The 25,817-nt window shown below is 40.7% G+C and carries 23 protein-coding genes and 1 other annotated feature; of the genes, 2 read left to right on the forward strand and 21 right to left on the reverse strand.

What is annotated here, in order from left to right:
- Positions 1-127 precede the first annotated feature (127 nt).
- From minD to KSU66_RS07955, 9 genes are all read right to left on the reverse strand, one after another.
- A complete protein-coding gene (minD, locus tag KSU66_RS07915) occupies positions 128-925 on the reverse strand; it encodes a septum site-determining protein MinD (RefSeq protein WP_269050883.1) in 798 nt (265 codons plus the stop codon).
- Between the two features lie 2 nt (positions 926-927).
- The gene (minC, locus tag KSU66_RS07920; protein WP_269050884.1) at positions 928-1,599 is read right to left on the reverse strand and encodes a septum site-determining protein MinC; all 672 of its coding nucleotides are present in this window, start codon (positions 1,597-1,599) and stop codon (positions 928-930) included.
- A 24-nt stretch (positions 1,600-1,623) separates the two neighbouring features.
- A complete protein-coding gene (gene mreD, locus KSU66_RS07925) occupies positions 1,624-2,148 on the reverse strand; it encodes a rod shape-determining protein MreD (RefSeq protein WP_269050885.1) in 525 nt (174 codons plus the stop codon).
- Entirely contained in the window at positions 2,145-3,035 is an 891-nt protein-coding gene (mreC, locus tag KSU66_RS07930) for a rod shape-determining protein MreC (RefSeq protein WP_269050886.1), read from the reverse strand. The genes mreD and mreC overlap by 4 nt, the downstream gene beginning before the upstream one ends.
- A gap of 22 nt (positions 3,036-3,057) precedes the next feature.
- A complete protein-coding gene (locus tag KSU66_RS07935; protein ID WP_269050887.1) occupies positions 3,058-4,074 on the reverse strand; it encodes a rod shape-determining protein in 1,017 nt (338 codons plus the stop codon).
- 91 nt (positions 4,075-4,165) lie between these two features.
- Entirely contained in the window at positions 4,166-4,864 is a 699-nt protein-coding gene (radC, locus tag KSU66_RS07940; protein ID WP_269050888.1) for a RadC family protein, read from the reverse strand.
- Between the two features lie 182 nt (positions 4,865-5,046).
- Complete coding sequence (locus KSU66_RS07945) at positions 5,047-5,703, reverse strand: hypothetical protein (protein ID WP_269050889.1); 657 nt, start codon at positions 5,701-5,703, stop codon at positions 5,047-5,049.
- A gap of 89 nt (positions 5,704-5,792) precedes the next feature.
- Positions 5,793-6,548 (reverse strand): prepilin peptidase, encoded by a 756-nt coding sequence (locus KSU66_RS07950; protein WP_269050890.1) that lies wholly within the window; start codon positions 6,546-6,548, stop codon positions 5,793-5,795.
- Positions 6,549-6,591: 43 nt separating this feature from the next.
- Positions 6,592-7,842, reverse strand: coding sequence for a bifunctional folylpolyglutamate synthase/dihydrofolate synthase (locus tag KSU66_RS07955; protein ID WP_269050891.1), 1,251 nt, complete (start codon positions 7,840-7,842; stop codon positions 6,592-6,594).
- Between the two features lie 62 nt (positions 7,843-7,904).
- On the opposite strand from KSU66_RS07955, the gene KSU66_RS07960 reads away from it, so the two are divergent.
- Together KSU66_RS07960 and KSU66_RS07965 are read left to right on the forward strand one after the other, a co-directional pair.
- On the forward strand, positions 7,905-8,771 hold the full coding sequence (locus KSU66_RS07960; RefSeq protein ID WP_269050892.1) for an ATP-grasp domain-containing protein: 867 nt from the start codon (positions 7,905-7,907) through the stop codon (positions 8,769-8,771).
- Positions 8,768-9,574 carry an ATP-grasp domain-containing protein gene (locus KSU66_RS07965; protein ID WP_269050893.1) on the forward strand — a complete coding sequence of 269 codons (807 nt, stop codon included), beginning with the start codon at positions 8,768-8,770 and terminating at the stop codon, positions 9,572-9,574. Before KSU66_RS07960 ends, KSU66_RS07965 begins: the two co-directional genes overlap by 4 nt.
- A gap of 56 nt (positions 9,575-9,630) precedes the next feature.
- Here KSU66_RS07965 and KSU66_RS07970 read toward each other — a convergent pair whose 3' ends face one another.
- The 12 genes from KSU66_RS07970 to tig all read right to left on the reverse strand — a co-directional run bounded on the left by KSU66_RS07970 (position 9,631) and on the right by tig (position 25,769).
- Positions 9,631-12,276: a valine--tRNA ligase gene (locus KSU66_RS07970; RefSeq protein ID WP_269050894.1), complete on the reverse strand. Its 2,646-nt coding sequence runs from the start codon at positions 12,274-12,276 to the stop codon at positions 9,631-9,633.
- Between the two features lie 87 nt (positions 12,277-12,363).
- Positions 12,364-12,605 (reverse strand) — a binding site (T-box leader).
- Between the two features lie 226 nt (positions 12,606-12,831).
- Positions 12,832-13,443 carry a hypothetical protein gene (locus KSU66_RS07980; protein WP_269050896.1) on the reverse strand — a complete coding sequence of 204 codons (612 nt, stop codon included), beginning with the start codon at positions 13,441-13,443 and terminating at the stop codon, positions 12,832-12,834.
- Positions 13,444-13,550: 107 nt separating this feature from the next.
- On the reverse strand, positions 13,551-14,843 hold the full coding sequence (gene hemL, locus KSU66_RS07985) for a glutamate-1-semialdehyde 2,1-aminomutase (RefSeq protein ID WP_269050897.1): 1,293 nt from the start codon (positions 14,841-14,843) through the stop codon (positions 13,551-13,553).
- Complete coding sequence (gene hemB / locus KSU66_RS07990) at positions 14,844-15,824, reverse strand: porphobilinogen synthase (protein ID WP_269050898.1); 981 nt, start codon at positions 15,822-15,824, stop codon at positions 14,844-14,846. It abuts the gene before it with no gap.
- A gap of 15 nt (positions 15,825-15,839) precedes the next feature.
- On the reverse strand, positions 15,840-16,586 hold the full coding sequence (locus KSU66_RS07995) for a uroporphyrinogen-III synthase (protein WP_269050899.1): 747 nt from the start codon (positions 16,584-16,586) through the stop codon (positions 15,840-15,842).
- The gene (hemC, locus tag KSU66_RS08000) at positions 16,579-17,508 is read right to left on the reverse strand and encodes a hydroxymethylbilane synthase (protein ID WP_269050900.1); all 930 of its coding nucleotides are present in this window, start codon (positions 17,506-17,508) and stop codon (positions 16,579-16,581) included. The genes KSU66_RS07995 and hemC overlap by 8 nt, the downstream gene beginning before the upstream one ends.
- A gap of 26 nt (positions 17,509-17,534) precedes the next feature.
- Entirely contained in the window at positions 17,535-18,365 is an 831-nt protein-coding gene (locus KSU66_RS08005; RefSeq protein ID WP_269050901.1) for a cytochrome C assembly family protein, read from the reverse strand.
- Positions 18,366-18,450: 85 nt separating this feature from the next.
- Positions 18,451-19,815: a glutamyl-tRNA reductase gene (hemA, locus tag KSU66_RS08010; protein ID WP_269050902.1), complete on the reverse strand. Its 1,365-nt coding sequence runs from the start codon at positions 19,813-19,815 to the stop codon at positions 18,451-18,453.
- Positions 19,816-20,049: 234 nt separating this feature from the next.
- Positions 20,050-20,631: a ribosome biogenesis GTP-binding protein YihA/YsxC gene (yihA, locus tag KSU66_RS08015; protein WP_269050903.1), complete on the reverse strand. Its 582-nt coding sequence runs from the start codon at positions 20,629-20,631 to the stop codon at positions 20,050-20,052.
- A complete protein-coding gene (lon, locus tag KSU66_RS08020; protein ID WP_269050904.1) occupies positions 20,628-22,952 on the reverse strand; it encodes an endopeptidase La in 2,325 nt (774 codons plus the stop codon). The genes yihA and lon overlap by 4 nt, the downstream gene beginning before the upstream one ends.
- Positions 22,953-23,069: 117 nt before the next feature.
- Positions 23,070-24,335 (reverse strand): ATP-dependent protease ATP-binding subunit ClpX, encoded by a 1,266-nt coding sequence (clpX, locus tag KSU66_RS08025; RefSeq protein ID WP_269050905.1) that lies wholly within the window; start codon positions 24,333-24,335, stop codon positions 23,070-23,072.
- A gap of 147 nt (positions 24,336-24,482) precedes the next feature.
- Positions 24,483-25,769: a trigger factor gene (tig, locus tag KSU66_RS08030; protein WP_269050906.1), complete on the reverse strand. Its 1,287-nt coding sequence runs from the start codon at positions 25,767-25,769 to the stop codon at positions 24,483-24,485.
- Positions 25,770-25,817: the final 48 nt, after the last annotated feature.

Genomic DNA, 25,817 nt, shown 5'->3' on the forward strand with positions numbered 1-25,817 from the left:
CGTTTTTTTTAGTATATGACAAAGGTGGTCGGAATATTATCCGGAGAAGATAGGGACAACCATCCAAAGGATCTCCCGTGAAAAAACCCCCAACGCCTTATAGAAACGCGTCGAGGGTTTTCAATCTTTATTTAGAGAAGATAGATTTCAGTTTCCCGAAAAATCCAAGTTTCCCCGTATCTAAGGACATCAGTGGAACGGATTCACCAAGAATTCGGCGGGCAATGTTACGGTATCCTATTGCTGCAGCATTAGATGGATCCATTACAATAGGCTCACCTTTGTTGGATGAGGAAATTACACTTTCATCGTCCAGTACAATACCAAGTAAATCAATAGATAAATGCGTTGTTATTTCGTTGACATCAAGCGCGTCGCCGCTTGAAACAAGCTGGCGCTTAATGCGATTAATAATAAGTTTTGGTGGTTCAATATCTTCTTGTTCAAGGAGTCCAATAATCCGATCTGCATCACGGACTGCTGAAATTTCAGGTGTCGTTACAACAATTGCACGATCCGCACCTGCGACTGCATTTTTGTACCCTTGTTCAATCCCGGCTGGACAATCTATCAAAACATAATCGTAATCTCTTTTTAAATCATCGACTAGTTTTTTCATTTGTTCGCCATTTATGGCATTTTTATCCGTTGTTTGTGCAGCTGGTAATAGAAAGAGCGCACCTTCAAATCGTTTATCTTTCACAAGTGCTTGGTGCACTTTGCAACGCCCTTCAATTACATCTACTAAGTCATAGATAATCCGGTTTTCGAGTCCCAGAATAACATCAAGATTTCGAAGACCAATATCCGTGTCGACAAGACATACCTTCTTACCTTGAAGGGCCAATGCAGTCCCAAGATTTGCAGTAGTTGTCGTTTTACCAACCCCGCCTTTTCCAGACGTTATTACGATAGCTTCTCCCACACTTAGCTTCCTCCTTTGAATGATGACAACTCTGGCCGTAGAATCCGAAGCTCTTGCAACCGGTCAATCACGATAAATCCATTTGTATGCAAATAAGCACATTCCATCTCTGGATGTTCAGATAGGATGGTCAGTTCATCCGTCATGAGTTCAATTTTGTCTGCAATCATAAGATGGGTCGCTTCAAGCCAAGATGCCGCAATGACCGCTTGCTTATTCCCATTCGCACCTGCATGGGCAATACCTTTTAATCTACCAAGGACATATACACTTCCGCCAGCAGTCACGCGACCATTGGGATTGACATCCCCAATAACGACAAGATCCCCTTCGGCTTCGATAACTTGTCCAGATCGAACAATCCCTATATATGTTTCCGATTGGTTTTCAACTATGCGTCGATTACACTCTTCCATCGTGACGACATCACTTTGAATTTTCGACACGCGTAAGTTCGGAGAATTATGAATAACGTTCATAATTTCCTTCAAATCTTCTTCATTGCAATAGCGATTGCCGATATGCACTTGTACTTCTGAAAGTCCTTCTAAACCATCCTCCGCCACTTTCTCGCGAAGTTCAGTTAGCAAATCCGAATAAGCACACTTATCATCAAGTCGAAGGACAAGTCCATCTTTTGTCCCTTTAATCGTCACATATTGTTGTTTAGTCATCAGCATCACCCCGCATCCTCTCACTTACAACGCATCTCTTTCCAACTTCAAAGCTCTTTTATAAACAAAAGAGTTAAAGATCCATCCGAACATAATCACAAATAATGAATTTGCAATCATTGTAGGAATCAGCCTGCTGAATATAAATTCCTCAGAACCAATCGTTGTAAGCGATATTAAACTCGCAAAAACATATGACAACGTCTCGAGAAGTGCAACGAGAAATAAAGACAAAAACATCACAGTTACAATGTGACGATGCACTTGCCGAATAATCATCGCTGCAATAAAACAAATCAAAGGATATAGAAATGCATATAACCCAATAATATCAATGTAGAACATATCATACAAGAGACCAAGCACAATTCCGTAAACGACTGCACGCTTTCTGCTATCGTAAACCGCCAAAAAAATAAGTAATACAATAACAAATCGAGGAACGAGTGTATAAAGCGTCCCCCCAATTTCAAGCGGCGAAAAAAGACTGAAAACAGGTTCAAGAAAGAATAACACCATAGCAATAAGAGGGATGATAGACCGGATCATGATCCATCTTCCCCCTCTTCGCCAACAGTCCCATTTCCATCGGCACCGTCAACTGAAAGTGATTTTCGCTTTGCAACGATGACGTGATCAAGCATTGAAAAATCCGATGCCGGACGAATGTACGCCAATTTTGTAAGACCGTAATCATCTGTTGACACTTCCGTCACTTCACCAATAGGAAGTCCTTTTGGAAAAACGCCTCCAAGACCGGATGAAATTACTTTTTGTCCCGCCTCCACTTCAAAAGTCGAGTCGATCCGTTTCATAATAAGTTCTCCACGTTTACGATCAAATCCTTCAATAAGTCCGAAAGCCGACTTCCCTGCTATAACTGCGGAAACACGCAACTCTTTGTTTTCCGTTGTCAGTAATTCAACAGTAGAATTAAACTCACTAACAAGTACTACTTTCCCAACTAAACCTTGCGCAGTCATAACAGCCATATTCTTTTCAATCCCGTGAATTTCACCTTTATCAATAATAATTTTCTTTTCCCATTGATCTGGATTCCTTGCAATAACTGTTGCATGAATTGGATCATACTTTCGTAGATTGTCTTCTTCCCCAATGATTCCAAGCAATCGTTTGTTTTCTTCTTCAATATCAACCAGTTTTGCTTGGTTGGATGCATATTCACTCAGTCGTTCTTTTAGTGCTTTATTTTCTTCATATGTATTCATGATCCCGTCGACGTTCTCGATGACATTTGTTATGTAATACGCCGGCTTCGAGAAAATAGATTGACCGAAGCCGACGACATCTTTCACTATTCGTTCTGGAAGCGAGGCGTTATGCCGGTCTCTCAGGGTGAATGAAATTAATGCTACGAGGACAATAACGCCCACTAGCAGTAAGATCAGTCGTTTATTTGAAAAAAATCGCGGCATTGCCCGTATCCTCCCTTATAATTTATCTAGTTTGCATTTTTTTAATAACTTCAAAGTTATCCAACGCTTTACCAGTTCCAATCGCAACACAATCAAGTGGATCATCCGCGATGAAGACAGGCATGTTTGTTTCATCCGAAATTACTTTGTCCAAATTACTTAATAGCGCACCGCCACCTGTGAGAACGATTCCACGTTCCATAACATCAGAGGATAGTTCTGGTGGTGTCGTTTCAAGTGTTTTCTTTACCCCTTCAATAATTTGCGTAATTGATTCGCGTAGCGCATCCGCAATTTCATCGGAAGTGATTTCAATCGTTTTCGGCAGTCCTGTTAACAGGTCACGTCCTCGAATTTCCATCTTCTCTGTTTTCCCAGTAACCTTGGCAGAACCGATTTCAATTTTAATCGCTTCAGATGTACGTTCACCAATTGTTAAGTTATATGTTTTACGAATATAACTAGTAATCGAACTATCCATCGTATCTCCACCAACTCGTATCGATTCGCTTGTAACAATTCCTCCAAGTGAAATGACAGCAACCTCAGTCGTACCTCCACCTATATCGACGACCATACTACCGGTAGGTTCCCAGACTGGTAGATTTGCTCCAATTGCAGCCGCAAATGGCTCTTCAATTGTAAATGCATCTTTAGCACCCGCTTGACGTGATGCGTCTGTAACCGCACGTTGTTCAACAGATGTAATGCCATATGGGACACAAATCATCACGTTAGGCTTTTTCCATGATCCGCCAGACGCTTTCAATGCTTCTTTCATATAGTGTTCAATCATTGCTGTTGTAATTTCAAAATCTGCGATAACTCCATCTTTCATCGGTCGCGTTGCTACAATTGAGCCAGGTGTACGACCAATCATATTTCTTGCTGCGCTACCAACTGCAACAATCTCCCCTGTATGTGTGTTTTTTGCTACAACAGAAGGCTCCCGAAGGACAATGCCTTTTCCTTTAATAAAAACTAATGTATTTGCTGTACCGAGATCTATCCCGACTTCTTTTGCTCCAAAACCAAACAAATGTGTTCTTCCTTTCTTTTAAACCGCTTATTTACGGTGTTCATTAAAGCATACACCACAGTATAACGGATTAGCTAAGAAAGTTACAGTGTCACATGTACCCTTTTTCTTGAAGACTAATAAATTTGTGGTCACCGATGATAATATGGTCGACCAACTCAATGCCCATAATCAACCCCGCTTCGATTAAACGCCGCGTTACTTCGATGTCTTCGGGCGAAGGCGCAGGGTTCCCAGAGGGGTGATTATGTGAGCAAATTATGGATGCCGCGGATCGTTTCACTGCTTCGCGGTAAATCTCGCGCGGATGAACAATCGCAGAATTTAAAGAGCCAATGAAAATCGTTTGTTTATGAAGTACTTCATTTTTGACATTTAAAAATAAAACGACAAAATGTTCCTGCTTAAGCGAGGACATATCCGTCATTAAATACGCGGCCGCATCTTCGGGTGAACGAATTGTGTACCGCCTTTCTGAATGTTTTTGATAAAGCCGCTTACCGATTTCCGCGGCCGCAAGAAGTTGAACCGCCTTTGCTTCCCCGACGCCATTAATAGTCGTAAGTTCTTCGATTGTTACATCTTTTAAATCTTGAATTTTATCGAATGAAGATAACACTCGGTTCGCAAGGACAAGCACAGATTCTTTTCTAGTACCCGTTCGAAGTAAAATCGCAATAAGCTCTTGGTTCGATAAACTTTCGGCACCTTGTCGAATGAGTCGCTCCCTAGGTCTGTCCGCTATATGGACATCCCGAATCATCATTTTAGGTTGAAGGTCAACGTGCATTTTTCAAAGCACCTCCTTCTACTTTATCGACATTGAGTATTTGTACACATTCGGCTACTTCCAAATTATCAAACATGGTTTTAATCATAATACTCCCTCCTTTGTTCGATCATAACTTATATAGAGGGATGCGAAAATTGCGTGAAATTCCTAGAAATTTCAATTCATTCCACTATAGACTATCAAAACGTAAATTTTATGCATTCCTTCTTTAATGAATAATGTGAAAGCAAATGCGCTCGAATGACTCGTATATCGTTGGTAAACGTAGTTATAGCAGTTATATTTTTTTCGAATTCGTCCGCGGTTTCCATACCTTTTTCACCAGTCGAAGTTTTTATTTTGGTTATATCGTTTGTTGAAAGGACGCTTTCAAGTTTTCCGGCTCCTACCGCCGCACACGCAGCCGTATTTACGAAGAATCGTTTCTTAAAACTTTCTTCGGAATCACTATCTATAATTTCAGCTTCCGATAAACCAATTGCCGTCCAAACAAAATATTGTTCGCCCTCTTTAATGACTGCCGCAGCTGCAAGTAATGGGTTCTCCGAAACAAAAAGTGCGGCTGACTCTTGAGACGTAAACACACCGTACTGTCTTGCAAAAAGTTCAATAGAACCCGCAGGAGCAGGAACTGATACAGGTGCTTTCACATCTTCTCCAGTAGGACCGGAAATCGGAATCTCATCCTTTCCCGCCTTCGTTTTCACTTCCGCTTGCTTGCCATTCGTCCCCATAAGTATGAAACCAATAAGTGCTACAGCAGCAATCCCAATAATAACTCCGTGAAGCATAGCCATAAACACTGTAACTTTTGAATACTGTTTGCCAAACTTCATTCTTAACCACCCCGTTTTAACTAACCGTAGCAGAATGAAGATGAAAAAAAGCAAGACGCTTGTCGCCTTGCTTCAGAAAATTTTCCGACTTAACTAAACAGATTCCCATACCATCCGACAAGTTGAGAGCCCCAGAAAAAAACAATGACCGCCGCCAGTGCAATTGATGGTCCAAACGGAATCGGCGTCTTTCGACCTTGACCGGATCTTTTCAAAATGATTAACCCAAGTATTGTGCCAATCAATGCTGCTAGAAATAGCGTAAGTAACGTATTTATCGTGCCAAGTACAAGACCTAAGACGAAAAACAATTTGATGTCCCCTCCACCCATGCCGCCTTTCGACACGACTGCAATAAGATAAAGAACACCAAACCCTACGACTGCACCTAATAGGCCGTCCCACCAAGGCGCGAGTGGCGACAATAGCCTTGCAATGTACAATGGGATGGCAAACGGCAAAAGAATCCTATTCGGAATAAGCATATACGCGATATCGGATACCGTAATAATGACCAGCATGGATATAAATAAAATAGCGACAACGAGTTCCGGACTAAAGCCTAATATATAGTAGGAAAGCGCAAATAAAATACCTGTCATAAATTCTATAAACGGATAAATGAAACTAATTTTTGAACCGCATCCCCGACACTTCCCTTTTAAAAATAAATAAGAGAAGACCGGTATAAGATCAAGTATTCCTAGTTTCCGATCGCATGTTGTGCAACTGGAAGGTGGTAATGCAATTGATTGCTTTTTTGGCACACGAAGTCCAACTACGTTAAAAAATGAGCCAAGAACAATGCCGTATATAAAGAATAATCCCAGGATTACATACTCCATTTATTCACCCATTTCTTATAAATAATATGTATTACTTATTGCATTAAATCAAAGTAAATTTGCCACTTTGATCTTTGACTTCATAGTTTAGGGTTGCTAAAAGATAAAGTGAACCCGTAATTATAATCTTATTCTCATTTTCTTCACATAATAGTATAGTATCATTTTCGACAACCGTCACCCTTTTATTACCGTGTTTACAGCTTTCTAGTAAATATTCACCCATTGCCGCATCTGGGTGACTAAATGTAAGAAATCTAAATGATGACGCTACTGGAATAAGTTCGTCCAATGTTCCCTGAATATCTTTTCCTTTTAACATACCAATAATGAAATCCACTTTTTCACCTGGGAACTCCGATTGTATCGTTTTAGCTAATGCTTTTGCAGCAGCGGGATTATGTGCACCGTCAAGAAAGACATCGGAATAAACTTCTTGGAATCGGTGTGGCAATTGGGTTGTTTCAAGCGCATTTGAAACAGCACGTTCCGTAAGTCCTATTTTCGCGAGAAGAAGTGCTTCAATTGCAATCGCCGCGTTCACCGCTTGATGTTCGCCTTTCATTTTCCTTCTTCGGACAGTCATATCTTGAAGCCCTTTAAATCGTTCATTCCCGTTTTTCTCCATAACAAATTCAACTCCGTAAGAAAATAACGGACTGTTTTTTTCTTTTGAAATTTCTTGGACCACTTGCCGGGCTTCCCTTGAGAGTTGTCCTACAACTACTGGTGTATCACCTTTAATAATTCCGGCTTTTTGCCAAGCAACTTCCCCAATTGTCGTACCAAGAAATGCGACATGATCCAATTCAATCGATGTAATAACAGCAACGAGGGGCTTGACGACATTCGTACTGTCCAATAGCCCCCCCATTCCAGTTTCAAGTAATACATAATCTGGTTTGAGTCGTCCAAATGTCACAATTGCAGCCACTGTAAGAAGCTCAAAATCTGTTAACATTTCACTAAGTCCTACATCTTTCATTTTCTTGAATGACTCATTTAACTCAGCCGTCGTAATAGGCTTGCCACCAATTCGAATTTGGTCGTGAATATCGATAATTGCCGGCGATGAAAAAACGCCTGTCGTATAGCCATGTTGTTCTAAAATCGCTTCCATAAAAGCAATCGTTGAACCTTTTCCATTTGTCCCCGCTACATGAATGATTTTTAAACTTTTTTCCGGATTCCCTAATTTACTAAGCACCTGTTCAATCGCTTTAAGTCCTAGTTTTATCGTTTGATCGCTGTTTATTTCCCAACGTTTTTTATATTCATTTAGTTTTGGAATCATTGCAGTGCCCCCGTATGGTAATATTATTATAGATAAAGTATATCATGGTCGGAGGAATACAAATGAGAAGTTGTTGGGTAATTTACAATGGAAGTTTGACACACGATAAATTTAAGGATCAAGCAATTTTAATAAAAGAAGCCGCTGAGCGCTCCGGTGTACGTTCGGTTATAAAAATGAACTATGAAGTACTAATGGACTTGGAAACGGCATTTGAAGAACGGCCGGATTTTGTCGTATTTCTTGATAAAGATACACTTCTAGCTCGCTTTTTAAAAAACGCAGGCATTCCAATATTTAATGATCCCGATGTTATTGAAACATGCGACAATAAAGCGAAACAATATTTGGAGTTGGCAAAGCACGGCATACCTATGCCAAAAACAATTATTGCGCCTAAAATATACCCTTCTTTCACTATTAAAGATTCGGGATACTATGAAAAGATCCTTCTTGCACTTGGTTTGCCAATGATTATTAAAGAAGGCCATGGCTCATTTGGGATGAGAGTGTATTTAATCGAAACGAAAGAAGAATTTCATGAAAAGGTCGATGAATTACGCGGCGTGGATTACGTATTTCAACAGTTCATCGAAACAAGTCGGGGACGCGATATTCGAGTAAACATCGTTGGAAACGATATTGTAGCGGCGATGTACCGCTCTTCAGAAACTGATTTCAGAGCGAATATAACAAACGGTGGAGTTGCTGAAGTTATTGAATTGACAGAAGAACAAAAAACACTCGCCATACAAGCTGCACATGCAGTTGGTGCTGAGTTCGCAGGTGTCGACTTATTATTTGGGGAAAAGGAAACGCCTCTCGTTTGTGAAGTGAACGCAGCCGCCCATATACGTAATATTTACAACGTCACAGGCATTAATGTTGCCGATGCAATGATTGCTTATATTTTGAGGCAGCTGGCATGAAGGGTTATGTGTATTACTCTGAAAAAGAATCTGTAAGAAATCAGCTATTTATCGATGATTTGATGAAAGAATCCCAATCGATTGGGATTGAATTAAACTTGCTCGTCGGAGACGAACAACCCGATCCAAAAGCAAACTTCATATTATTTCGCGATCGCAATCCAGCCCTTGCTGCAACGTTTGAATTGAAAGGTTTCCATTTATTCAACCGGGCACAAGTAAATAAAATTGCGAATGACAAATTACAAACATTCCAATTGGCTACCCTACTTGGCGTTCCTGCGGTACCTACGAAAAAGATTCTACATATGGATGAAATTGCTGCGTATCCAGTTGTATTAAAAACTGTTGACGGGCATGGCGGAGACGAAGTATTTCTTTGCTCCTCTGAAGATCAGGCGAAAACGTTTTTCAGACAGTTTGCTAATCATACGTTAATTGTCCAACCGTATATCGAATCAGGTGCACGTGACGTTCGGGTTTTCATAATCGGCGATGAGATTGTAGGTGCCGTTAAACGTACCGGAAGCGGTTCTTTTAAGTCTAACTACACATTGGGTGGCTCAGTCGAAAAGTATATATTATCGAGTTGGCAGGAACAAGATGCTCAAACAATAGCACGCGCCATTAAAAGTGATTATATCGGTATAGACTTTCTGTTGTTACCCGACGGCAGATGGCTACTCAATGAAATCGAAGATCCCGTTGGAGCTAGATCATTTTACGTTACACATAATAAGTCGATAGCGGAGATTTTCATGAAACATATTAAGAAAAACAGTCAACAACTTTTGCCCCATTAATAATTTAAAAAATGACCCCGTCGGCTGTTCCCAACGGGGTCATTTTTATTTTCTACTTACAGTTCTTTCAATTCTTGCATACGCCTCTTAACAGTTGCGTGTTTTTCAAGATAGTCTTTTTCTTTTGCACGTTCTTCATCAACAACAGCCGCTGGCGCATTCGAAACGAAACGTTCATTCGACAATTTGCCTTGAACGAGCTTCACTTCACTTTGCCATTTTTCAAGTTCTTTCGCTAGGCGAGCAAGTTCTGCCTTCACATCGATTAGACCTTCAAGCGGTAAAAACAATTCCGCCCCCGTAACGACTGCTGACATTGATTGTCCCGGCGCAGAAATTTCTTTACCAATTGTTAGTGTTTCCGGGTTACAGAACCGTTCAATATATGCCCGATTCGATTCTAAAATAGCTACCGCTTGTTCATCTTTCACCGAAATATAAAGAGGAACTTTTTTACTCATCGGTGTATTCACTTCTGCACGAATATTGCGCACAGAACGGATAATATCCATAAGCAGTTTCATATCAGTTGCTTGTTCTTTATTCGAAAGAGACGCATCTACTACTGGCCACGCAGCGATTGTAATCGATTCACCTTCATGCGGCAAGTTCTGCCAAATCTCTTCCGTAATGAACGGCATGAACGGGTGAAGCAAGCGCATTGTATTATCAAGCACATAGGCTAAAACAGAGCGTGTCATAAGCTTAGCCGCTTCGTCCTCGCCTTGCATTGGCAATTTCGCCATCTCGATATACCAGTCACAGAAGTCATCCCAAATGAAGTTGTAAAGCGCACGACCCACTTCGCCGAACTCATATTTCTCCGCAAGTTTTGTTACTTGTTCTATCGTTTCATTCAAACGAGTTAAAATCCATGCGTCCGCAACAGATTTCTCACCAGACATATCGATTTCATCATAAGTCATGCCGTCCATATTCATCAATGCAAAACGGGAAGCATTCCATATTTTGTTGGCGAAGTTCCAAACTGACTCTACTTTGTCCATTGAGAAACGAATATCTTGTCCAGGCGATGCGCCTGTTGAAAGAAGATAACGAAGTGCATCCGCTCCATACTTTTCAATAACATCCATCGGGTCGACGCCATTATCAAGTGATTTGGACATTTTACGTCCTTCCGCGTCACGCACAAGGCCATGAATGAGTACATCGTCAAATGGACGTTGCCCCGTAAATTCAATCCCTTGGAAGATCATACGAGACACCCAGAAGAAAATAATATCATACCCTGTAACGAGCGCATCAGTCGGATAATAACGTTTGTATTCTTCGTTTTCGCCATCCGGCCAACCCATTGTTGAAAATGGCCATAATGCGGATGAGAACCATGTATCGAGAACGTCTTCATCTTGTTTCCAGTTTTCAATATCTTTTGGTGCTTCGTGTCCTACGTATACTTCGCCTGTTTCGTTATGATACCAAGCAGGAATTTGGTGGCCCCACCAAAGTTGACGTGAAATACACCAGTCATGAACATTTTCCATCCATCTGAGATATGTATTCTCAAAACGACTCGGAACGAAATTCACTTTCTCTTCCCCTTTTTGCAAGTCAATCGCTTGATCTGCAAGAGGTTGCATTTTCACGAACCATTGTGTAGACAAATACGGTTCAACAACCGCGCCGCTTCGTTCCGAGTGACCTACTGAATGTAAGTGTTCTTCAATTTCAAACAACACACCCATTTCCTGAAGGTCTTTCACAATTTCCCTACGGCAATCAAAACGGTCCATACCGTCATACTTGCCCGCAAGCTTATTCATAGTACCGTCTTCATTCATAACAAGAACACGTTTAAGGTTATGACGGTTCCCAATTTCAAAGTCATTTGGATCATGTGCTGGAGTAATTTTCACTGCTCCGCTCCCAAATTCCATGTCGACATAATCGTCCGCGATAATTGGAATTTCACGTCCGATAATCGGAAGTTTTACGGTCTTCCCAATAAGGTGTTTGTAGCGTTCATCCTTAGGATGTACAGCCACCGCTGTATCACCAAGCATTGTTTCAGGACGTGTTGTCGCAATTTCAATGCTTCCTGTACCGTCAGTAAGTGGGTATCGCATATGATAGAATGCACCTTGCACATCTTTATGGATAACTTCGATATCGGATAGAGCCGTCTTCGTTGCCGGGTCCCAGTTAATGATGTATTCACCACGGTAAATAAGATCCTTATTATAAAGGGTAACGAATACTTCTTGAACCGCTTTTGAAAGACCTTTATCAAGCGTAAATCGCTCACGTGTATAATCAAGGCCCAGGCCAAGTTTCGCCCACTGTTCACGTATATGCGATGCGTATTCTTCTTTCCAATTCCACGTCTCTTCAATGAATTTCTCACGACCGAGATCGTATCTAGATTTCCCTTCAGAACGGAGTTTCGCCTCTACACGAGCTTGTGTTGCAATGCCTGCATGATCCATTCCCGGAAGCCATAATGCATCATAGCCTTGCATTCGTTTCATACGTACTAAAATATCTTGAAGTGTAGTATCCCAAGCGTGGCCAAGGTGAAGCTTTCCGGTTACGTTTGGTGGTGGAATAACGATTGTATAAGGTTCTTTATCACTTTCTGGTTGCGCTTCAAAGTACTTCCCTTTTAACCACCAGTCATAGCGGCCTTCTTCAACTGTCTTTGGATCGTATTTAGTTGGCATTGACAAGTTTTCATTTGACATATAAATTCCTCCTTAGTTTTGGATGCTTAGAAAAACGTAGGGCTAGCGCCCAAAGTCTGGACACAAAAAAACTCCATTCGTCTTAAACTAAAGGACGAAGGAGTTGTTCGCGGTACCACCTTTATTCGTGCACAAAAACATGCACCTCAACGTAAATAACGGCTTCTAACCGGTTTCCACTACTGATGCTATCCAAAGTCCGGATAAACGTCTTGTTCATGGAAACTGCTCATGGGTGACATTCAGTAACTTGTTTACAGGGCCTTTCACCTTTGGCACCTTCTCTAAAGAAAACAAAAATCACGTACTATCCCATTCATCGCATCTATATGCAGTTGATTTTAGTATAGCGGAACTGCGATATGCTCGTCAAGTAACTAACGAAAGGATTGTGTTATGAGAAAAGGATATAACCCTTACCTGCTACCTCCATGGCTTCGAAAAACAAGATTTTGCTGCAAAGGCTTTATTATTCCCATTACTATTTTTCAACTGTTGCGGTTACTCATCTTACCGACTGCTGGTGATTTTCTACTTTTTTGCTTATTAGCCGGTTTAGCCTTCGCGCTCTACAAAAACATCATTTGAACGGAATGTCGTCGCAGAAAAACCATCACCTAATTCAAAAATAAATGACAGTACTTCGTCCTCATCACTAAAAGTAGAATTATTTAGAATCGCCGTTGCTTCCTCTACTGCAACGGCTTTTGCAACAACTTCTTTTTCTTTTTGTTCACTTTTCAGTTCAACTACCGGCTCCTCTAACACGACGGCTTTTTTGTAACTACATTCTACGTCCCAAACAACTCCACACACGCCTTGCCCGTCCACCTCAAACGATGAACTTACAACAGCTACGTTAAGTGGATTGCCTGCTTCTGCCGGTAAATCTACATTTAGAGGAACAGCGTATTCGAAATAACCCGTTTGCCCGTCAAGTTCAACATCTTCGATTAGAATGGCTTCTTCAGTCATCTCCGACTTATTTCCCTCTTCACTAAAAGATACATTCGCGGCGATATGATAAATTCCAGTTAGCCGGACTGCATCATCATCTCTTTCTTCCGTGAACCTTGGAGTAACACTAACCGTTTCAGCACCTATAGGTAATCCTGCAAATGCCGGAAAAATAAAACGTTCTTTCATTTCCCATTTCACTTTTTTCATTTTAGTCCTCCTCCATATTCCTTTACATACAATTGTATGTCTAAAATCATGTGAATAGAAGAAGGTCCAAAAAAACGTTCCACGAATAAATTCGTGGAACGTTTTACTTATTTTGCGAGTTTTTCGAACACTGTATGGAAAGCAGCTACTGTTTTTTCGATATGTTTTTCTGTATGTGCTGTAGATAAGAACATTCCTTCAAACTGTGAAGGTGGAAGGAAGATCCCCTCCTCTGCCATCAGTTTATAATATTCCGCAAATAGGTCAAGATGCGATGTTTTTGCTATATCGTAATTTGTTACTTTTTCATTTGTGAAGAAAAAGCCAATCATCGATCCAGCACGATTTACTGTATGTGGAATATTATATTTTTCTGCCGCTTCACGGAAACCAGCTTCAAGCTGATCACCAAGTTTTACAAATTGCTCATATGAAGCTGGTGTTAGTTTTTTCAACGTTTCAATACCCGCAGTCATTGCAAGTGGGTTTCCAGATAATGTACCAGCTTGATAGACAGTTCCCGCTGGGGCAACATGCTCCATAATTTCACGTTTACCGCCGTACGCGCCTACTGGAAGTCCTCCGCCAATTACTTTACCTAGACATGTAATATCCGGTGTAATCCCGTAGTGACCTTGTGCACAGTTGTAGCCTACACGGAAACCAGTCATTACTTCGTCAAATATTAGAAGTGAACCGTTTTTCTCTGTTAGTTCACGTAATCCTTCAAGGAATCCCGGCACTGGTGGGACAACTCCCATATTCCCAGCAACAGGTTCTACAATAATTGCAGCGAGGTCGGCACCGAATTCGTTTATCGCGACTTGAACACTTTCTAAGTCGTTATAAGGAACCGTAATCGTATTTTTAGCAACAGATTCAGATACGCCTGGGCTATCTGGAAGACCTAATGTCGCAACTCCTGATCCCGCTTTAATGAGCAATGAGTCAGCATGACCGTGATAACATCCTTCAAACTTCAAGATTTTATCGCGACCTGTAACACCACGCGCTAGACGTAACGCACTCATTGTTGCTTCCGTTCCAGATGAAACCATTCGAACCATTTCGATGGAAGGTACCCGTTCGATAACAAGCTTTGCTAGGTCATTTTCCGCAAGTGTAGAAGTACCAAAACTTGTTCCTGTTTCAGCAACACGTTTCAATCCTTCAACAACGTCTGGATCTGTGTGACCAAGAATTAGAGGTCCCCATGACAAAACGTAATCGATGTATTCATTGCCATCGATATCGGTAATGTCGGCACCTTTTCCACTTGCCATAAAAATCGGATCCATATTGACCGATTTAAATGCACGAACAGGTGAGTTTACACCACCCGGCATAAGGTTTACCGCTTCTTTAAATGCTTTTTCTGAATTCTCATATCTTTTCCCCAATTATTTCTCCTCCAACCAGCGCGCTGCATCTTTTGCATGGTACGTCATAATCATATCTGCACCCGCACGCTTTATACTTGTCAACGTTTCAATTACGATATCTTTTTCATTTACCCAACCGTTTTGGGCAGCTGCTTTCACCATTGAATATTCTCCACTTACATTATACGCAACAACTGGCAACGTAAAATTATCTTTTACATCACGAATAATATCTAAATATGAAAGTGCTGGTTTAACGATTAAGAAATCTGCACCTTCAGCAACGTCTGATTCCGCCTCACGCATTGCTTCAATACGATTCGCCGGATCCATCTGATACGTTTTTCGGTCACCAGATTGCGGAGATGAATGTGCTGCATCACGAAATGGCCCGTAATAAGCTGAAGAGTATTTTACAGCATAAGACATAATTGGAATACTTTCAAAACCAGCTTCGTCAAGTCCTTGACGAATTGCAGCAACAAAGCCATCCATCATATTAGATGGTGCAATAATATCAGCCCCGGCTTCCGCTTGACTCACCGCGGTACGCGTCAGAAGCTCAAGGGATGGGTCATTTAACACATTGCCATTTTCGATAATTCCGCAATGTCCTTGGTCTGTGTACTGACAAAGACATGTATCTGCAATGACAACAAGACCGGGATGACGCTCTTTAGCAAAACGAGTTGCTTGTTGTACAATTCCTTCACTTGCATACGCCTGGGAACCTACCGCATCTTTCACGTTTGGAATACCAAACAAAATAACCGATGGAATACCAAGAGAAACGACTTCATCGAGCTCTGCCGCAAAATGGTCGAGCGATAGTTGAAACACACCTGGCATGGAAGCAATCGGGTTTTTCACATCTTCGCCTTCAACAACGAAAATCGGATAGATGAAGTCTTCTTTACGCAATACCGTTTCTTGAACCATTGAACGCAGTCCGCTCGTATTGCGTAAACGTCTGTTACGTCTGAAATTTAAATTGTCCAAAATAAACCCACCTTTTTATTTTACCAACTCAAGAACAAGATCTTTCAATGTATAAACATTAGGCCTGACATGAACTGTCGCACCTGCTTCAACAAGTGCACGTTCCGTCACATGACCAATTGCACCAATCTTATATCCACTCCATCCAATCTGCGAGGCGATTTCCTTAGAAAATATCTCTACCGCTGAAGGGCTTGCAAATAAGACTGTTTTTTGTTTTTCTTGTTGCAATAGCTTTGTGAGCGAACCTATATTTTGCGTCGCTTTTTCAGTCGAATAAACTGTCCATTCATCCACTTCAAAAGGCAATTCTTCAGGGATTGTAATACCTGCTATTGAACCTTTTAAAAACAATAAACGTAAAGGTTCATTTTGAGACGGTTTGAATTCTTTTACAAATACATCCGCACTGAATATTGTCGGGATGAATTCGACGGTAAAGCCAATCTTTTCAAGCGCAGCTGCAGTTCGAGTGCCAATTGCGGCTATTTTCGAAGGGATTGAATCAGCAGAAACGCCATAACGCTCCAATTTCGCTCCAAATGCCGTGACCGCACTTTGGCTTGTGAAGATAAGCCAGTCATATGTATGACATGCATTCAACCGTAATTCGTCCGTCGGTTCAGACAACTCCGCCACTTGAATAAGCGGTAGTGAAACTGGGTTTCCCCTGTACTGTTTAACAAGCTCAAAGACATCTTGTGATTTCGGAGTTCCCGTGAAAATGATTGTTTCTTCGTCTAGTGATTGACCGTTATGCATCCATCTCAGCCTTTACTTTCTCGATCACGGCAGAAGCTCCTTGAGCGCGTAATACTTTTGCGACTTCTTTCCCGGCTGTCACAGCATCCGTTGAAGTAACAACATGTTTGAAAACTTCTGTTGCATCTGGAGAAGCAATATACCCCGTAAATTCAATATCATTTCCATCTTGTTTTGCAAATCCTGCAATTGGAACTTGGCAAGAACCATCCATTTCAAATAAAAATGTTCTTTCCGCTTCGACTTCATTCCACGTTTTTTCATCAGTCATTTTTGCAAGTTCTGCAAGTAATTCTGTGTCATCCGAACGACATTCAATTGCAAGCGCACCTTGGCCGACCGCAGGGATACAGTCTTCTACAGACATATATTCCGTAATAACGTCCTCTCCCCAACCCATTCGCTTCATGCCCGCAGCCGCGAGTAAAATCGCATCGTATTCGCCGTCGTATAACTTTTGCAAACGTGTGTCGATATTTCCGCGAATCCATTTAATTTCGAGATCTGGACGTAGTAACAGAAGTTGTGAACTTCTACGTAAACTTGACGTCCCAACAACCGCTCCGACAGGTAGTTCCATAAATTTCACATGGTCGTTTGAAATGAACGCATCCCTAGCGTCTTGACGTGGCGGAATGCAACCAATGACAAGTCCTTCTGGCAACTCAGATGGCATATCTTTCATACTGTGTACTGCGAAATCGATTTCTTTATTGAATAATGCATGTTGGATTTCTTTTACAAAAAGCCCTTTACCGCCCACTTTAGATAACATCACATCTAGAATCTGATCGCCTTTTGTTACAATTTCCTTTACTTCAAATTCAAATGGCGCTCCAGCTGCTTTCATATCCTCTATAAATTGATTTGTTTGTGTGAGTGCGAGCTTACTTCTTCTTGAACCTACAATAATTTTCCTCAAAATAATCCGACCTTTCGTTTGGGTGCTTAAATCCAGAAATGGAATTCTGAAAGTCTTCCACCAAGGAAGAAATTAATAATAACAAATAAAAATGCAAACACATTCGCCCATGCGTAATCATTCCCTCTTAGCCTGCCACTTTGATGGAAAAACAATACCGATCCATATACAACAAGCAGAAGGAAAGATCCCATGATTTTCATATCAAAAACCGACCATTCATCTAATACAACATGTGCCCACTGCACTCCTAAAATCAAGCTGACAAGCAAAAATGGAATTCCAGTTAGTAAAGATACTTTCATTCCAGTCATTGCTTGTTGAAGCGACGGCAACCTTCCAAATTGTTTTGACCATTTTCTCTGTTTTAAAATTTTGTAAACAAGGAGATAAAGGATAGCAAAAACGAATGACATTGCAAATGCTGTATAAGACAAAATCGCAAATGTAATGTGGATGAATAGTAATTCCGATATGAGCGCTTCCCCAACAGGTGAAGTTTGTATTTGTGCGGGTGCAAACGTATGAATCGTTATAAATATGAAACTAATGACATTTAAGAAAAAGACGGCATGACCAACTTTGAAAAATATATGTAACAATATTGATAATGTAATAAGCAACCACGCGTAAAAGTAAATGCCTTCGAACAAACTTAGCACTGGAAATCTTTTTGTTTCAATAATAAACATAAAAAGAAATCCTGTCTGCATTATATAAACCGCTGACAGAATCCAAAATGCACTACGATGCGCGATTTTATCTTTATTTAAATAATCTATAAAATAGAAGACAAGGCCGATTGCATACAAGACAACCATTAATTCCTGTAGCCTTGTCATAGTCATATCTGCCATAACATCTCTACCCTCTCAATAAAAAAGAGCGTTTTGCATCTATAGTTCACTATACAGATACGAAAACGCCCTATAGGACAAACGATCAAACTGTCAATTCGATTTTCACCGTTGCGTTTCTTTCCGCCCTGACCTTCAATCGTTCCTTCGCCAAGCTTTTTAAAACTTCTTTTTCTTTGGCAACGTCCTCGTCAATTGCGAAAATCTGCTGAAACAACGCTAGCTTTTCGGATGATTTAGATTCCGTTGCAAGTTCTTTCACTTGTTGAAGTGGATCTTTTAAAAGTTGGTTCACAATCGATTTTGTATGCTTGCTTAATACTTTTTTCTCGCGTTCTGTTAAGTCCGGTATTTTGTTTAAAATACTTTCCATCGTCTCTTCTTGAATCCGTTGTGCTTTTTGACGAAGTGCCGATATGACAGGTACAACACCTAATGTCGCAAGCCACTCTTTAAAGTTTACGATTTCACCATTGATCATCTGACTGATTTCCTCCGCCGCACGTTGCCGCTCAGCTAAATTCGCATCCACAATCCCTTGTAAGTCATCGATATCGTATAGAAATACGTTTGGTAGTTCAGCAATCCGTGGATCCAAATCACGTGGAACTGCAATATCAACCATAAAAATCGGTTTTCCTTTACGAATTCGTTCAACATCTTGCATCATTTCATAGTCTATAACGAATTCGTTTGCTCCTGTTGAGCTAATAAGAACGTCAGCCTCTAAAAGCGAACATTGAAGCTCGCCCATTGACTTGGCAACTCCACCAAACTTTTCCGCAAGTTTCTCGGCAGTTGAAAGTGTACGGTTAATAACAGTAACTTTACTTGCACCGCTACCTTGCAAGTTTTGAAGAGCAAGCTCGCCCATTTCTCCGGCGCCAAGTATTGCGATATGTTTGTTCGTTAACGTTCCAAAAATCTTCTTACCGAGTTCTACTGCGGCATAAGATACAGATACTGCATTTTCTCCAATCGCTGTTTCCGTATGCGCTCTTTTAGCGAACGTCACTGCTTGTTTAAATAGTTCGTTGAAAACAGTTCCTGTTGTACCAAACTCTTGTGCTTCTAGAAAACTGTCTCTTACTTGTCCCAAAATTTGTGTTTCGCCAAGTACCATTGAATCGATACCCGCGGAAACTTTCATCAAATGCTCAAGTGCATCATCATTTTCATTTATAACAAGATGCGCTTCAAAGGACTCAATCGGCACATCGAACCAATCCGCCAGAAATCGTTTAACATAGTATCGTCCCGTATGTAACTGGTCGACAACTGCGTATACTTCCGTACGGTTGCATGTAGATATTATTATATTTTCTAAAATACTTTTTTGTTGTTGTAAAGTTTGCATCGCTTGTGGCAATTCCGTTTCTACAAACGATAATTTCTCTCTTATTTCAACGGGTGCCGTTCGATGATTCACACCGACTACGATTGTATGCATTGGGTAGACACACCTCTCACATTCTATTTCATAATTTCAATTATATCATATTCCTATTGCATTTATAGTTGCATTTATGACTAACATATGTCCACAGTTCATTTGCTGAACAATAATGATTATAAACTAATATTATCAATATGCGAGCGTTCTGGCAATCATTTCGCACTTCGAATAAGTGGCCCATTCGATAAAAAGGTCCAATTGATGTATGTACATCAACTAGACCCTTTTTCACATTCTTTCTTCGATTAACTTCCAAGCTTCGTCCATACCCGTCCCTTTTTCCGATGAAAAAGCGACTAATGGATCGTCAATACGCATTTGCAATCGTTCGCGCACAATTTTCTTATGCTTTTCCCATTGACCACGAGGTATTTTATCTGCTTTCGTTGCAATAACAATTGCAGGGATATCAAAATCGACTAAAAAGTCATACATACCACAATCGTCTGCTGACGGTGCGTGACGCAAGTCGACAATTTGAATAACCGCACGTAGCTCTTCACGACTTGTAATATACTCTTCAATCATTGGTCCCCACTTCGCACGCTCAGTTTTTGAAATTTGAGCATACCCATATCCTGGTACGTCCACAAAAAATAATTGTTCTTCTATTTTATAGAAATTTAATGTTTGTGTTTTTCCAGGTTTAGAAGAAGTCCGTGCAAGACTTTTTCTACCAATCATTTTGTTAATAAATGATGATTTCCCTACATTCGATCGTCCGGCAAGTGCAAACTCCGGATACCCTTCTGTCGGGTATTGCTCTGTTCGAACGGCACTCATAATCATTTCAACGTTGTGTACTTTCATTCAATAATTGCCTCCAATGCAATTTCAAGGACTTCTTCCGCGTCCGAAACAAGCTTAAATGTTAATTCTTCACGGATACTTTCTGGAATATCTTCAATGTCTCGCTCATTATCACTCGGCAAGATAATCGTTGTTAATCCGGCACGGTGTGCACTTAACGCTTTCTCTTTTAAACCACCAATTGGTAGCACACGGCCCCTAAGTGTAATCTCACCTGTCATACCGACTTCCCTACGTACCTTTCGCTCAGTAAGCGCAGAAACAAGAGCCGTTGCAATTGTAATTCCCGCGGATGGACCATCTTTCGGAGTCGCACCTTCAGGAACGTGAATATGAATATCATTCGATTCATGGAAATTTGGATCGATACCAAATTCAAGCGTTTTCGAACGAACATATGACAGTGCCGTCTGTGCGGATTCCTTCATCACATCGCCAAGCTTACCAGTAAGGTTAAGAGTACCTTTTCCAGGAGATAGCGAAACTTCTATTTGCAGCGTATCCCCACCAACTTGAGTGTATGCAAGCCCCGTCGCCACTCCAACTTGGTTTGTTGTTTCTGCTTGTCCATATCTAAATCTTTTTTTACCGATAATCGATTCAAGCGTCTTTGAACTTACCGTCATGCTTTTCTTCTCACCAGCAACAAGCTGCTTTGCCACCTTACGACAAATTCCCGCAATTTGTCGCTCCAGTCCCCGAACACCAGCTTCTCTTGTGTAATAACGTATCACATCAAGAATCGCATCATCTCGAAACCTAACTTGTGACTTTGTAAGCCCATGTTCTTTTAACTGTTTCGGAATTAAATGATTTTTTGCTATCAATTGCTTTTCTTGTTCCGTGTAACCCGCGATCGAAATGATTTCCATACGATCTAATAGTGGTCTGGGGATTGAACTTAAATCATTTGCCGTTGCTATGAACAGCACATTTGAAAGATCATATGCCTCTTCAATATAGTGATCGCTAAATGTCGCATTTTGTTCCGGGTCAAGTACTTCAAGCATTGCTGAAGATGGATCGCCGCGGAAATCATTCGACATTTTATCGATTTCATCTAAAAGGAATACGGGATTGACTTTTCCAGCCTTTTTCATGCCCTGAATAATTCGTCCCGGCATCGCACCGACATATGTACGTCTATGCCCTCTAATTTCAGATTCGTCCCGCACGCCGCCAAGTGAGACGCGGACAAATGTACGTCCAAGCGATTCGGCAATTGATCGAGCGAGCGATGTTTTCCCGACGCCCGGCGGCCCTTCAAGACATAAAATAGGTCCGCGTAATGATTGTGTTAACTGACGTACTGCCAAATATTCAAGAATTCGTTCTTTCACTAATTCAAGTCCATCATGGTCGCGGTTTAAAATTTCTTCAGATTGCTTAATATCTAGTTGGTCTTTTGTTGCATCCGACCATGGAAGCGTAACAAGCCACTCGATGTAGTTACGAATGATTCCGCTTTCTGCCGATAGGGACGGAATTTTTTCATACCGTTCGATTTCACGCTCTGCAGCTTCTTTAGCCGCCGCCGGTAATCCCGCTCGTTCAAGTTGCTCCAAAAGTTCCACAATTTCTATACCTTTACCGTCTTTATCGCCAAGCTCGGTTTGAATTGCCTTCATTTGTTCACGTAAATAAAATTCTTTTTGTGTTCTTTCCATTGCTCTTTTAACTCGTTCATTAATTTTTTGTTCTAAATCCAAAATTTCCTGCTCATTATATAATCGACTTATTAACCACTCAAGCCGCTCATTTACATCAAATAATTCCAACACTTCTTGCTTTGCTACCATTTTAAGTGGTAAATGAGTAGCGACCATATCCGCAAACCTTCCCGGTTCGTTTACATCGGCTACAGCTTTATATGTGTCTTCAGTCACTCTTTTTGAAGTCTCAGAATACTTTTCGAAATATGTAAGAAGTGTTCTCTTAAGGGCTTCTGTATTCGGATCTGTATCTAAACTATCCGGTGAACCGATTACATCGACAACCGGAAATAGATCCGCTTCTCTGTACTCCGTCCATTCCGCACGCTCTACACTTTCAAGAAGAATGCGATAGGCGCCATTTGGCAGCTTTTCCATTGACTTAACTAAAGCTAGTGTTCCTATGTTATAGAAATCATCCGCATTCGGATCTTCAACCTTTGTATCTCGTTGTGTTGCCAGAAAGATCAAATGATCTTTTGCAATTGCATGTTCAATCGCAAAAACAGACTGTTCCCGCAGCACTTCAATATGTAATGTCATTGTCGGATAGATAAGTAGTCCACGCAGTGGTAATAGTGGTACCCCTTCAATTTTAACTTTGGTCATGTCGAAATCACCTCCATTTAATTTTCCATTTTCACGTTACAAATAATGTAGAAAAAGCCGACAACCGAAAAGCGCAGATGTACGCGCGCAATCCGAGTCAGCTTCATCCTTTAGACGTTACGCCGAGTTTTTATCTTTTTCAATCTTAACTTCCACACCATCTGCTGTCAGTAAAATTGGGCTCGATACACCTAGAACAGAATCTTGTGTAATGATACATTCTTTTACTTCTTCAAGAGAAGGAAGTTCGTACATTACATCGAGCATAATATTCTCGATGATTGATCGAAGTCCTCGAGCACCTGTTTTTCGCTCAATCGCTTCTTTCGCAATTTCAATCAATGCGTCTTGTTCAAATCTAAGCGCAACATCGTCAAGTTCAAGCATCTTTTGATATTGCTTAACAATCGCATTTTTCGGTAACGTCAATATCTTGAAGAGCGTATCTTCACTTAGCGGTTCAAGACTAGCAAGTACAGGCAAACGCCCGATAAACTCCGGAATAAGCCCAAAGCGTTGTAAATCTTCAGGGATTAGTCTTGAAAGTACGGATTCATCTTCAGTAATTGTATTCGGATCAGATCCAAATCCAATTACTTTTTGCCCGATACGACGTTTAATAATATCGTCAATTCCGTCAAACGCTCCGCCGACGATAAAGAGTATATTCGTTGTATCTATTTGGATAAATTCTTGATGAGGATGCTTCCGTCCGCCTTGTGGTGGAACGCTCGCAACCGTACCTTCAAGAATTTTAAGAAGTGCTTGTTGAACACCCTCACCTGAAACGTCTCGTGTAATCGAAGCATTTTCAGATTTACGTGCGACTTTATCGATTTCATCGATATAAATAATCCCTTTTTCAGCGCGTTCTACATCGTAGTCGGCAGCTTGAATAAGTTTCAACAGAATATTTTCAACGTCTTCCCCAACATATCCCGCTTCCGTTAAAGACGTTGCATCCGCTATTGCGAAAGGCACATCCAAAATACGAGCAAGCGTTTGAGCCAATAACGTTTTACCACTACCAGTAGGTCCTATTAGAACGATGTTTGACTTAGACAGTTCAACGTCGTCAATTTTACTACCCGAATTCACACGCTTATAATGATTATAAACAGCTACTGAAAGTGCTTTTTTGGCACGGTTTTGCCCTATTAAATATTCATCAAGTATACTTTGTATATCTTTTGGTTTCGGAACGTCTTTAAGCTCAAATCCTTCTTCAAGCCCGACTTCCTCTTCTACGATTTCAGCACAAAGTTCTACACACTCATCACAAATATAAACACCTTGACCCGCAACAAGTTTACGGACTTGGTCTTGAGTTTTCCCACAGAAGGAACAATTTAAATTATCTTTTTCATCATTAAATTTGAACATTATGCACACCCCTATTCACGTGACAATCTTACAAGATTCATCGACTTTTATCAACTAATTAAGATTTAACTTGTATTTTTAAGCTTATTTAATTTTTGCTATGTAAAACAAGGTACGGTAACCGTACCTTGTCCTTATATCTTTTTATTATTCAGTAACCTTCGCATTTTCAACGAGGAATTCAACTGTTTTGTTGAAACGTAGGTCGTTTTCTAGCACCGTTGTTCCACCAAGTGTTGTTCTGATTTGTTCAATGTCCATACCGAACTGATCAGACATTTTTTGAAGTTCTTCAGTTACTTCTTCTTCAGTAACTTCAATGTTTTCAGCCGCACCGATTGCTTCAAGTGTCAATGAAACACGAACACGTTTTTGTGCGTCTTCGGTCATTTGTGCACGTAGCGCTTCTTCATCTTGGCCTGAGAACTGGAAGTAAAGGTCCAAGTTCATGCCTTGTGATTGTAGGCGTTGTCCAAACTCTTCCATCATACGATCTACTTCAGTAGTAATCATAACTTCAGGAATGTCTACTTCTACATTGCCCGCAGCTGCTTCAACAAGGTCATCACGAAGTGCTGTTTCAGATGCGCTTAGTTTTTCTGCAGCTGTTTTTTCTTTAAGCTTCGTGCGAAGTGCTTCAAGGCTTTCTACTTCTTCATCGATTTCTTTCGCAAGCTCATCGTCAAGCTCAGGAATTTCTTTCGATTTAATTTCTTGAACTTTCACTTCAAATGTAGCTGGTTTTCCTGCAAGTTCTGCAGCGTGGTATTCTTCTGGGAAAGTAATTTCAATTTCTTTTTCTTCTCCAACTTTCATACCTACCATTTGCTCTTCAAAGCCCGGGATGAATGAACCTGATCCAATTTCAAGATCAAAGCCTTCAGCCTCTCCGCCTTCAAATGCTTCTCCATCAGCAAATCCTTTGAAATCAAGTTTAACAGAGTCACCGTTTTCGATTTCTCCATCTTCTTTAACAACAAGTTCTGCGAAAGCTGTTTGGCTATCTTTTAATTGTGCTTCGATTTCTTCATCAGTAACTTCTGTTTGTTGACGAGCTACTTCAAGACCTTTATATTCACCAAGTTTCACTTCTGGTTTAAGAGTAACAACCGCTTTAAAAATAAGTGTTTTCCCTTTTTCCAATTGCTCGATGTCGATTTCTGGACGATCGATTGGTTCAACACCTGCTTCATCTAGTGCGGCTGAGTACGCTTCTGGAAGAATGAAATCTAGTGCATCATTATAAAGTGATTCCACACCGTACATTTTTTCGAACATCGGACGTGGCATTTTCCCTTTACGGAATCCTGGAGCTTGAACGTCTTTAACAACTTTTTTGAACGCTTTATCAATACCTGCATTCACTTCTGCTACTGAAACTTCTACTGTTAACGTACCTGTGTTACCTTCGTTTTTTTCCCATTGAACTGACATTTTTAAAAAACCTCCGAATCTTTTGATCGATATATTTTTCGTACTTAT

The sequence above is a fragment of the Sporosarcina sp. G11-34 genome, assembly GCF_026931025.1.